Below are 12129 nucleotides of genomic sequence, written 5' to 3'. Positions count from 1 at the left end.
TCACCTTATAAGATGATATTGGTCACTTTGTAATATGATTACCTGTCTTTGGGAAGATGAGAAGCACTAAAGATACAAAATAAAATAGTAAAAAGCAAGAGTGAGACAGGAAATATAGCTTCATCCCCTGAACGGATTGATTTTATTTCCGAACCGGGTAATGGACTTAAAAGACTATTTTAAATCCATTACAGCCTGCTCCAACTGTTTCAATGCTTTTTCCAGCGTAGCACGTGGACAAGCAACGTTCAACCGCATAAATCCCTCGCCTTCCTTACCGAATGTTGTTCCATCATTCAGCGCCAGATGAGCATCTTCTACAAAAAGACGGTTCAGTTCTTCCTGATTGAGTCCCAATGCGCGGCAATCCAGAAAGATCAAGTAAGAGGCTTGCGGACGGATCATCTTGATAGCAGGAATATGTTCTTTCAAATACGTTTCAGTGAAATCCACATTTCCTTTAATATATGCTACCACTTGGTCCAGCCATTCTGTACCATGACTGTAAGCAGCTGCTACACTTAAATAAGCAAAGAGATGTCCTTCGCTAAACTCGCTTGCTTCCATATATGTCTGGAAACGGTGACGAAGTTCGTCATTCTCAATAATTGCATAAGAACTAGCCAATCCCGGCATGTTGAATGCCTTGCTGGGAGACATAAAGACAAGAGAGTTCATCCGTGCCTTCTCTGAAATCAAAGCAAAGGTAGGATGTTTGTATGGAGGCAGGGTTAAGTCAGCATGAATCTCGTCAGAGATAACCAATGTGCCGCTTTCATAGCAGATGTCGGCTATCTGAGACAGTTCCTCTTTGGTCCATACACGTCCACCCGGGTTATGAGGGTTGCTTAGAATAAGCAATTTGCATCCTTGAATATCTTGACGGAAGCGGTTGAAATCAATATAATATTGTTCATCTTTCAGGACTAACGGGCTGAATACCACTTCACGTTCATTCTTTTGAGTGACTAAAAAGAAAGGATGATAAACAGGGGGCATTACCATTATCTTATCTCCTTTTTGCGTAAAGCAGTGGATCACAAAAGCCAAGCCGCGAACAATACCGGGAGTGAAAGTCAACATCTCTTCACGAATCACCCAACCATGGCGCTCCTTCACCCAGTTAATAATAGACTCCGACCATTCTTTGCAAGCAAATGTATATCCGAGTACTTCATGCTCCAGGCGTTTTTTCAAAGCCTCTATGACAAAAGGAGCTGTGCGGAAATCCATATCAGCTACCCACATTGGAATCAGGTCATTGCGTCCCCAACGATTCTCTACTGCATCCCATTTTACGGAATCTGTACCATGACGGTTTATTATTTCATCAAAATTATAGTTCATACTGCATAATATTGTTAGGTTATGTGTATAATAAACAGTTAGCAAAGATAGTTGTTTTCGTGGTATTACCGAAAGGCAGCCTCTAATTTTGTATGCTCTATCAAAACATAGAGGGCCGGAGCAATACAGCATCCGACCCTCATATTCATACCCTGAAAAAAAAACTAAGAACCTATTTGTCTTTATTATTCATTCCAACGATGCACTATAAATCCACGCTTACCATCTTCTGTTTTTAAAGAGATGAAATAGATATGCGGATGGCTCGTCGGACCTGTACCGATACGTTTTTCCAAAATAAACTCGGTCAGTTTAACGGCAGAGGCTGCTTTGTCTGTATACGAAGTCTTAGTGTCATTGATAGTCGTTTCAAACTTCGGATTACGGTTGGCAGCATTCACACTATTTAAATTGTTTGCCCAACCACCGTTAAAGTAGACATAATATGTATCTTTCACTTCACCGTTTTGTTGATACCAGTACATATCTTTTGGCGTTGCATAAGATCCGGTACTGGAAACTCCGACCGTGTTAATATCGGCACGATAACCATCCCAATAAATACGTGGCGTCGGGTCGTCAAGATTGAGCGGTACCCATAAATCTATGGAACGGCTTTCCTTTTCCTGGTCGGTCACAGTAATAGTTGTACCACCGTCACCTACCACAGTAACAGTTACTGTAGTGCCGGAGATTGCCACAGTAGCTACCCCTTCATTCAGAGATTTAACGGTATAGCCGCCATTACCGGAAGTAATATTGAAAGAAATCTGTTGAGGCGTACCCTCGTACACATATTCTCCCTCAAGAGTCCCCTCTTTATCAAACAGAACAGGACGAATCGGATTCGTCACCCGCACTTTAAGAGTAGCTGACTTGTTTCGGGAATCTGTCACAGTAATCGTTGCCTGATCGACATTTGCTTTACCGCCAAGTATCAGTTTATATCCTCCTGTTACGTCGGGGTCTTCCACAATTTCAGCACTGATGGCTTCAGGAGCAGAATTGGTTACTGTATAACCGCCATTACCGGTCAGGATTTTCATTTCACGAAGAATAACGCCGTCATTATCCAGACGCAATACTTCCACTCCCTCCGGGAACGATTCGAGTGTCAGTTCCTGAAGTTTACGTACTTCAACCGTCATGAGAACACGATTGTAGCTATCATCCGAAAGGCGAACGATGGTGCTACCTATGTCACCGCCTGTCAACAGTATCTCGTTGCCGACCACCTCGGCAGTCACCACATCCTCATTATCACTCTCTACACGATAATTCACACCGTCCAAACCAATACCGATATGCAGGACTTCTCCCTCAACGAGCACCGGATTGTGCGTAGTAAGCGGAACATTGACATAAGGGTAATACACATCTTTGTCATTTTCACATCCCGTCATCAAGCAGAGAAGAGCTAGAAAAGGGATAAAGGATAAATATTTTATTTGTTTCATTGATTCAAGATTTTTAAAGCCCGATTAAATCCCCCCAAGGGAATATCCGGACAGACTGTTAGTTTTATCAAGTTCTGCAATATCCCGTCTTATTAAAACAGAAAGAAGCATAATTGCCATCCCATTAATAATTAGGATTCTGATTTATCGGCCTGCTGCAACGAGGCACCTTACTGCCTACTTTTGTAGATTACGAATGGTTTGGCAATATCAAAATTAACCATGACGAACTTTTCATCCGGATCATCGAGAAACTGCTTCCTATCGTAGAAGCGAATAATGAACCCAGAAAGGTTATCGTATTGTCCGACGTGCTTTTCTCGTTTGACGGAATGAGCGAAACGGCATTGACTTTCAAAATAAAAGCACTCAAGAAACTTGGACAAAAAGCGTATGCACAAAGTGTTTATGACCGTTTCCAAAAGGAGTACCAGCAACTCTATGGAGAGAAGTATAAGGAGAATTCGTTAGAAGAATAAAGACTTGATGCCATGCTTGGGAAACTTTTTTAGTCAAAAGAATAAAGGAACCTATTATAATTAATCATTTTATTAGGCACTTTTAAATAATTGTGTTCCTATCGATAAGAGTAGAGATTTAAAAAAAGCATAAGAGAAATCTCCTAATTGCTATTTACATAGAAAAATAGTACTTTTGTACTCCATTCAAAAAAGAATTTATGACGAAAGCATTATTTTTTGATATAGACGGAACATTGGTCAGTTTTGAAACTCACCGCATCCCGTCGTCTACCATTGAGGCACTGGAAGCCGCCCGTGCAAAAGGACTGAAGATATTTATCGCTACGGGACGTCCGAAAGCCATTATCAACAACCTCTCCGAATTGCAAGACCGGAATCTGATTGATGGATATATCACCATGAACGGGGCTTACTGCTTTGTCGGGGAACAGGTAATCTATAAAAGTGCCATCCCCCAGGACGAAGTAAAAGCGATGGGAGATTTCTGCGAGAAAAAAGGCGTTCCCTGTATCTTTGTAGAGGAACACAACATTTCCGTTTGCCAGCCCAATGACATGGTGAAAAAGATATTCTATGATTTCCTGCACGTGAATGTGATTCCGACTGTATCTTTCGAGGAGGCAACCAGTAAGGAAGTCATCCAAATGACACCCTTTATCACGGAAGAGGAAGAAAAAGAAATCCGTCCGTCTATTCCTACCTGCGAGATAGGCCGATGGTATCCTGCATTTGCCGATGTGACCGCCAAAGGAGACACCAAGCAAAAGGGCATTGATGAAATAATCCGCTATTTTGATATTAAACTCGAAGATACCATGGCTTTCGGAGACGGAGGAAATGACATCAGCATGCTCCGCCATGCAGCCATCGGAGTAGCCATGGGACAAGCCAAAGAGGATGTGAAAGCCGCTGCCGATTATGTGACAGCTCCCATCGACGAGGATGGCATCAGCAAGGCAATGAAGCATTTTGGTATTATCTGATTATGAGCGTAGACACCAATAACGCAGCGTTTCAGGACGCCCTGAACCTGATTCAATATACGCGTCAATCGGTTTTCCTGACCGGGAAAGCGGGTACAGGGAAATCTACATTCCTGCGTTACGTCTGCGAAAATACCAAAAAGAAACACGTTGTACTCGCCCCGACAGGCATCGCTGCTATCAATGCCGGAGGAAGTACGATGCATAGTTTCTTCAAACTCCCTTTCTATCCGCTGCTGCCGGATGACCCGAACTTGAGTCTCCAGCGTGGTCGTATCCATGAATTTTTCAAATACACCAAGCCTCATCGGAAGCTGTTGGAACAAATAGAACTGGTCATCATCGACGAGATTTCAATGGTAAGGGCGGATATCATTGATGCCATCGACCGAATCCTACGTGTATACTCTCACAATCTGCGTGAACCTTTCGGAGGAAAACAACTGTTATTGGTAGGCGACGTATTCCAACTGGAGCCCGTCGTAAAAAACGACGAACGGGAAATATTGAACCGCTTCTATCCTACACCCTATTTTTTCTCTGCCAGAGTATTCGGCCAGATAGACCTGGTATCCATCGAACTTCAAAAGGTATACCGCCAAACAGACCCCGTTTTTGTCGGCGTCCTCGACCATATCCGGAACAATACAGCCGGAGCGGCTGATCTGCAACTACTGAACACCCGTTATGGAAGCCAGATAGAAGAATCGGAAGCTGATATGTATATCACTCTGGCCACCCGTAGAGACACGGTAGACTCTATCAACGAAAAGAAACTGGCGGAACTTCCCGGAGACCCAATTACTTTTGAAGGAGTCATCGAAGGAGATTTCCCCGAAAGCAGTCTACCCACCTCACAAGAGCTCGTACTGAAACCCGGTGCACAAATCATCTTTATTAAAAATGATTTCGACCGCAGGTGGGTAAACGGTACCATTGGTGTCATTGCCGGAATTGATGAGGAAGAAGAAACCATCTACGTTATCACCGACAATGGAAAAGAATGTGACGTAAAGCGTGAATCATGGCGCAATATCCGTTATCGCTACAACGAAAAGACAAAAGAAATAGAAGAAGAAGTCTTAGGTAGCTTCACACAATATCCCATTCGGTTAGCTTGGGCCATCACTGTCCATAAGAGTCAGGGACTGACTTTCAGCCGTGTAGTCATCGACTTCACAGGTGGTGTATTTGCAGGTGGACAAGCATACGTGGCACTAAGCCGCTGTACCTCACTGGACGGTATTCAGCTCAAAAAGCCTATTAACCGTGCTGACGTCTTCGTCCGCCCCGAAATCGTAAACTTTGCCGGACGTTTCAACGACCGGCAGGCTATCGACAAAGCTCTGAAACAAGCGCAGGCCGACGTGCAATACGCTGCTGCTTCACGCGCTTTCGACAAAGGAGACATGGAGGAATGTCTGGAACAGTTTTTCCGCGCCATTCATTCCCGCTATGATATTGAGAAACCTGTTCCCCGCCGTTTTATCCGACGTAAACTCGGTGTCATAAACACCTTGAAAGAGCAGAATAAGAAACTCAAAGAGCAAATGCGCGAACAGCAGGAACGCCTCCGCCAATATGCTCACGAATATCTATTAATGGGTAACGAATGTATCACCCAGGCACACGACTCACGTGCCGCCCTCGCCAACTACGACAAGGCACTTAGTCTCGACCCTAATTATGTGGATGCCTGGATACGCAAAGGAATCACTCTCTTCAACAACAAAGAGTATTTCGATGCTGAAAACTGCTTCAACATTGCAGTCACCCTCTATCCGGCAAACTTTAAAGCTGTCTATAACCGCGGAAAGCTCCGGCTAAAAACAGAAAACACAGAAGGTGCCATTGCCGACCTGGACAAGGCCACCAGCCTGAAACCGGAACATGCCGGTGCACACGAACTCTTCGGAGACGCTCTGTTGAAAGTCGGGAAAGAAGGAGAAGCCGCCTTACAATGGAGAATTGCAGAAGAACTTAGAAAGAAAAAATAGCCTATTCTTCCCGACCTCCGCACCTATCCATCTTTGTCATCTACACACTTACATAAAAATCATCCTACACACAATATCTCCATCAAACAGTGCCCCCGCATGGCCTCCCGGCCTCGTTTTTCCGACGTCAAGCGCAGGTGGTTTCTCCGGCGTTAAAAAGGGCAAACTGTTTGAGCGTAGCGAGTTTCTGCCCTTTAGCCGGAGGAAACACCGGAGTAGTCGGAAAAACGTAGCCTTGATTCTTTCTTTTTGGTTCCTTTTCTTTCGTATCAAGACGAAAGAAAAGGAACTGATTCTCCCTCTATATCAAAAACTTTTATTAGTTTTGCTCTTTGTAATATCTCAAACTCTTAAAATAGAAGCAAATGAAAAAAGGTTTGAAAATCGCAGCTATCACAGTAGGAGTCATCATCATTCTGATGTTCCTTCTTCCTTTCGCCTTCCAGGGAAAGATAGCCGACATTGTAAAAACAGAAGGCAACAAGATGCTTAATGCACAATTTGACTTTAAGAACCTTAACATTAGCCTGTTCCGTAACTTTCCACAGGCTTCTGTCACTCTCGAGGATTTCTGGTTAAAAGGTACTGGTGAATTTGCCAACGACACCCTTGTACAGGCCGGAGAAGTTACTGCCGCAGTCAACTTATTCTCTCTTTTCGGAGATAGCGGTTACGATATTTCTAAAATATTCATTGAAGATACACGGTTACATGCCATTGTATTGCCGGACGGACGTGCCAACTGGGATATTATGAAACCGGATACAACAGCAACAGCCGAAGCTCCTGTTTCAGAAGAAGAAGCATCTTCTCCTTTCAAAGTGAAGCTACAACGCTTTGTTATCAAAAACATGAACCTGATTTATGACGATCAACAAGGAAAGATGTATGCTGATATCCGCGACTTTAACGCAGTCTGCGCCGGAGACTTAGGAAGTGACCGCACTACTCTGAAGTTGGAAGCGGAAACCAAATCACTTACTTACAAGATGAATGGAATCCCTTTCCTGGCCAATGCCAATATCTCCGCAACAATGGATGTGGATGCCGACCTTGCCAATAACAAATACACATTAAAAGACAACACCATCCGCCTCAACGCCATTCAGGCAGGTATCGACGGTTGGGTAGCCTTGAAAGATCCGGCTATCGACATAGACTTGAAACTTAACACGAACGATATCGGGTTTAAGGAAATCTTGTCACTGATTCCAGCCATTTATGCAACGGAATTCTCCAGTCTGAAAACAGACGGAACCGCTACGCTTACTGCAACGGCCAAAGGTATCTTGCAAGGCGACACCGTTCCTGCATTCAACATTGATATGCAAGTCAAGAATGCCATGTTCCGCTATCCGGCTTTACCGGCAGGAGTGGATCAAATCAATATCAGTGCCAACGTCCAGAACCCGGGAGGAAATATCGACCTGACGACGGTCAATATCAATCCTTTCAGTTTCCGTCTTGCCGGAAATCCGTTTAGCCTGACGGCTAATGTAAAAACACCGATCAGCGATCCGGACTTTAAAGCTGAAGCTAAAGGGATTCTCAATTTAGGTATGATAAAACAAGTCTATCCACTTGGAGATATGGAGTTGAACGGTACCATTGACGCCGATATGCAAATGTCAGGACGCCTTTCCTATATCGAAAAAGAGGAATACGAACGTATGCAAGCTTCAGGTACTATCGGACTGACGGGTATGAAACTCAAAATGAAAGATATGCCGGACGTAGAAATCAAGAAGTCTCTCTTCACTTTCACCCCGAAATACCTCCAGTTGAGCGAGACAACCGTCAACATCGGAAAGAATGATATCACAGCCGACAGTCGGTTTGAAAACTATATCGGTTACGCATTGAAAGGTACTACATTGAAAGGAAACCTGAATATTCGTTCCAACTATTTCAATCTGAACGACTTCATGGCTGCTTCTGCGGATGAAGCGACTGCATCAGAAACTGCGTCTACCGACTCCGTAGCTACAGCTGCCACGGGTATTATGGAAGTTCCCCGCAACATCGACTTCCAAATGGACGCTAACCTGAAACAGGTGTTATTCGATAAGATGTCTTTCAATAATATGAACGGCAAGCTTGTGGTAAAAGATGGCAAAGTGGATATGAAAAACCTCTCCATGAATACCATGGGTGGCAACGTGGTCATGAACGGCTACTACTCCACTGCCAACGTAAAGAAGCCGGAAATGAAAGCCGGATTCAAACTCTCCAATATCGGTTTCGCACAAGCTTACAAAGAATTGGACATGGTGCAGAAGATGGCTCCTATCTTCGAAAACCTGAAAGGTAATTTCTCCGGAAGTATTAATGTACTGACAGATTTGGATGCAACCATGAGCCCTGTACTGAATACAATGCAAGGTGATGGTAGCCTTTCCACCCGTGATCTTAGTTTAAGCGGAGTGAAAGCAATCGACGAAATAGCCGATGCCGTTAAACAGCCAAGTCTGAAAGACATGAAGGTGAAAGATATGACACTGGATTTCACCATCAAAGACGGACGCGTAGAAACCAAACCGTTCGATATCAAGATGGGAGACTACACATTGAATCTTTCCGGTAGCACAGGCCTCGATCAAACCATCGACTACTCCGGAAAAGTGAAGTTGCCGGCATCTGTAGGCAATATCTCTAAACTAATGACTCTTGACTTGAAGATCGGAGGTTCATTTACCTCTCCGAAAGTCAGCGTCGATACTAAAAGCATGGCCAATCAAGCTGTCGAGGCTGTAGCCGATGAAGCTATCAGCAAACTCGGACAGAAACTGGGACTGGACTCTGCCGCTACCGCCAATAAGGATTCAATCAAACAAAAGGTGACAGAGAAAGCAGCAGAAAAGGCACTGGATTTCTTAAAAAAGAAACTCAAATAAGAGAGAAGGAGAATGAATTATGCTTCTGAAGCTATATGACAAAAATAATAACCCGCAGGATTTACAACGAATCATCGACATCCTGAATGACGGCGGACTGATTATCTATCCCACTGATACGATGTACGCCATCGGCTGTCATGGTTTGAAGGAACGTGCTATAGAACGGATATGCCGGATCAAAGAGATAGACCCTAGAAAGAACAATCTGTCTATCATCTGTTATGACTTGAGTAGCATCAGCGAATATGCGAAAGTAGACAATAATATATTCAAGCTGATGAAGCATAATCTTCCGGGGCCATTCACCTTTATTTTGAACGGAACCAACCGGTTACCCAAAATCTTCCGCAACCGGAAAGAAGTGGGTATCCGTATGCCGGATAATAATATAATCCGCGAAATCGCACGCCTGCTGGATGCTCCCATTATGACGACCACTCTGCCTTACGAAGAGCATGAGGACTTGGAATATATGACAGATCCCGAACTGATAGATGAGAAGTTCGGTGACATTGTCGATCTGGTCATTGACGGAGGTATCGGAGGTATAGAACCTTCCACTGTAGTGAAATGTACCGACGACGAACTGGAAATCATCCGGCAAGGGAAAGGCTGGCTGGAAGAGGTATAAAAGCCGAAAAATGAATCGAACTGGTATGCTATATGATAGGAACGTGAATAAATAAGTTTTATTATTAGTAGCATGCCAGTTCGTTTATACACAGCAAAACAACGATTGGTTATCCCCCCAACAAACCAAAATCATCATATTCATCATGAAAAAATTAAATCACATCGGCATCTTTCTTGTATGTCTATTCATTACTATCCAATCATTTGCAAGTGAACCCATACGGGTAGCGTGCATAGGAAACAGTATTACTTATGGAACATTCATCCCCAACCGGGAAATGAACTGCTATCCGGCACAACTTCAAGCTTATCTGGGAGATGGGTATGAGGTCAAAAACTTCGGAGCCTCTGGTCGAACTATATTGTCTAAAGGAGATTACCCATATTCCGAAACAGATACCTACAAAGCATCTCTGGAATATCAGCCCGATATTGTATTAATCAAATTAGGTACTAACGATACCAAACCGCAAAACTGGAAATACAAAAACGAATTCAAAGACAATTACCAGACATTAATTGACACATACCAGAATCTGAAATCACATCCACGTATTATTCTCCTGACTCCTATCCGTTGTTTCCTGCCGGAGGGTTCGGAAATCAATGCACAACTGATAGAAAACGAGGTACGCCCCACGGTGGAAGAATTGGCCTGGAAAAATCAACTGGAAATTATCAATCTGTTTAATCTCTTCGGCGACCAGTGGGATTCGGTTATGCTACCGGACAAACTGCACCCCTCTTCTATCGGAGCAGGAGTCATGGCCCAAAAGATATATAAATATCTCGCTGTAAAAGCAACAGCTTCTCCAACAAAGCTGCAGACATCACTGGGAATACAAGATGCCAAACGATTCAACTTCCATGGACACCAAGGGTATGAATTTGAGAATGAGGGAGTAAAATGCCTTGTAGTAGAGCCCGCAAAAGAAGCCATAGGAAAACCTTGGATGATTCGTGCACGCTTTTGGGGGCATGAGCCACAGACTGACATAGCATTATTGGAACATGGCTTTCATATTGTTTACTGTGATGTAGCCGACTTATATGGCTCGGATAAAGCTGTTCAACGCTGGAATAGTTTTTACAAGCGAATGGTGAAAGCCGGATTCAACAAGAAAGTGGCACTTGAAGGGATGAGTCGTGGCGGGCTGATTGTCTATAACTGGGCGGCACAAAACCCGGAAAAAGTGGCATGTATTTATGCAGATGCCCCCGTAATGGACTTCAAAAGTTGGCCTATGGGACAAGGTAAATCTGCCGGTTCCGCCATGGATACGAAACAACTTCTCAATGCTTACGGTTTTAAAAACGAAGCTGAAGCGTTGAACTGGAAAAAGAATCCGATAGACTGTGCACCGACAATGGCAAAAGCTGGAATCCCCATCCTGCACGTGGTAGGTGATGCTGATCAAGTGGTGTCGGTTGCTGAAAACACAGCCATTTTCGAACAACGTATGGAGGAATTGCATGCACCAATTACTATTATTCATAAGCCTGGAGTGGATCATCACCCGCACTCCCTCAACAATCCCGAGCCTATTGTGCAGTTCATCCTCAAAGCTACGAACAGGGCGGAAAATATGCGTGTGCATCCTGTACCGGGAAATGAATTCCGTTCGGCAGCCGGATGGACCCAAAACTCGGACTGGAACAGCGTAGCAAAAGACATAACCGCCACTCTCAATGGGAAACATTTAAAACTGTTGTTATTGGGAAATTCCATCACACAAGGTTGGGGAGGTAACAGAAAAGAAGTGACTTACAAGCCCGGCAAAGAGGCTATGGACAATGCCATAGGAAAGGATAATTGGGAAAGTGCCGGCATATCCGGCGACCGCACGCAAAACCTGCTTTGGCGTGTCCGTTATGATAACTACAATAGTTGCCACCCTGAAAACATAGTGATTGCCATTGGAATTAATAATCTGATAAGTGGAAAAGACAGTCCTGAAAACACGGCTGAAGGAATTATCGCAGTAGCCAATGAAGTACGGAAGCAATTCCCCGAATCACGTATCATTCTTTTAGGTCTGTTTCCATCCGGTAAGGAACAACAGAGTAAAGTGCGCACACAATGTGATAAGATTCATGACATATTACAACATCACCGATTCGAGAAAGTTGAATATATCAATCCCACCAAATGGTTCACCGAAGCGGACGGAACTATGAAAGACGGACTTTATGGAAATGATTACATTCATTTCACTGGTGAAGGATATAAAGTAGCAGCAACAGAAATAGCCAAAATACTTGCTCGTTAGACAATCATCCAAAATCTAATCTTCACATAATAGTATCAGAAATTAAAAGGGCTGCGTCACATT

General features: G+C 43.8%; 8 protein-coding genes. 6 read left to right on the top strand and 2 right to left on the bottom strand.

Translation table 11 applies throughout. The annotated features are described in order from the left end of the window. Window positions 1–174 precede the first annotated feature (174 nt). Together KQP79_RS00495 and KQP79_RS00490 are read right to left on the bottom strand one after the other, a co-directional pair. A complete protein-coding gene (locus KQP79_RS00495; RefSeq protein ID WP_004309438.1) occupies window positions 175–1347 on the bottom strand; it encodes a MalY/PatB family protein in 1173 nt (390 codons plus the stop codon). 185 nt (window positions 1348–1532) lie between these two features. Continuing rightward, complete coding sequence (locus tag KQP79_RS00490) at window positions 1533–2804, bottom strand: hypothetical protein (protein ID WP_004309437.1); 1272 nt, start codon at window positions 2802–2804, stop codon at window positions 1533–1535. A 302-nt stretch (window positions 2805–3106) separates the two neighbouring features. Between KQP79_RS00490 and KQP79_RS00485 the strand changes: the two genes are divergently transcribed. The 6 genes from KQP79_RS00485 to KQP79_RS00460 all read left to right on the top strand — a co-directional run bounded on the left by KQP79_RS00485 (window position 3107) and on the right by KQP79_RS00460 (window position 12066). Further along, entirely contained in the window at window positions 3107–3283 is a 177-nt protein-coding gene (locus tag KQP79_RS00485; protein WP_004309436.1) for a hypothetical protein, read from the top strand. Window positions 3284–3483: 200 nt separating this feature from the next. Beyond that, window positions 3484–4269, top strand: a complete 786-nt coding sequence (locus KQP79_RS00480) for a Cof-type HAD-IIB family hydrolase (protein ID WP_004301545.1) — start codon at window positions 3484–3486, stop codon at window positions 4267–4269. A 2-nt stretch (window positions 4270–4271) separates the two neighbouring features. Beyond that, a complete protein-coding gene (locus KQP79_RS00475; protein WP_004309435.1) occupies window positions 4272–6266 on the top strand; it encodes a tetratricopeptide repeat protein in 1995 nt (664 codons plus the stop codon). Window positions 6267–6631: 365 nt separating this feature from the next. Next, a complete protein-coding gene (locus KQP79_RS00470) occupies window positions 6632–9160 on the top strand; it encodes an AsmA-like C-terminal region-containing protein (protein ID WP_004309434.1) in 2529 nt (842 codons plus the stop codon). A gap of 19 nt (window positions 9161–9179) precedes the next feature. Beyond that, the gene (locus KQP79_RS00465; protein WP_004301542.1) at window positions 9180–9794 is read left to right on the top strand and encodes an L-threonylcarbamoyladenylate synthase; all 615 of its coding nucleotides are present in this window, start codon (window positions 9180–9182) and stop codon (window positions 9792–9794) included. A gap of 145 nt (window positions 9795–9939) precedes the next feature. Continuing rightward, window positions 9940–12066, top strand: a complete 2127-nt coding sequence (locus KQP79_RS00460; protein ID WP_022199656.1) for a GDSL-type esterase/lipase family protein — start codon at window positions 9940–9942, stop codon at window positions 12064–12066. Window positions 12067–12129: the final 63 nt, after the last annotated feature.

The sequence above is a fragment of the Bacteroides sp. DH3716P genome (genome assembly GCF_025914115.1).
Classification (GTDB): domain Bacteria; phylum Bacteroidota; class Bacteroidia; order Bacteroidales; family Bacteroidaceae; genus Bacteroides; species Bacteroides ovatus.
Note: the sequence above shows the minus strand (reverse complement) of the source record. Positions and strands in the feature narration are given on the sequence as shown.

Coding starts and splice junctions, on each gene's coding strand:
- KQP79_RS00495 (WP_004309438.1), bottom strand. CDS start 1,347: ATGAACTATAATTTTGATGAAATAATAAACCGTCATGGTACAGATTCC.
- KQP79_RS00490 (WP_004309437.1), bottom strand. CDS start 2,804: ATGAAACAAATAAAATATTTATCCTTTATCCCTTTTCTAGCTCTTCTC.
- KQP79_RS00480 (WP_004301545.1), top strand. CDS start 3,484: ATGACGAAAGCATTATTTTTTGATATAGACGGAACATTGGTCAGTTTT.
- KQP79_RS00475 (WP_004309435.1), top strand. CDS start 4,272: ATGAGCGTAGACACCAATAACGCAGCGTTTCAGGACGCCCTGAACCTG.
- KQP79_RS00470 (WP_004309434.1), top strand. CDS start 6,632: ATGAAAAAAGGTTTGAAAATCGCAGCTATCACAGTAGGAGTCATCATC.
- KQP79_RS00465 (WP_004301542.1), top strand. CDS start 9,180: ATGCTTCTGAAGCTATATGACAAAAATAATAACCCGCAGGATTTACAA.
- KQP79_RS00460 (WP_022199656.1), top strand. CDS start 9,940: ATGAAAAAATTAAATCACATCGGCATCTTTCTTGTATGTCTATTCATT.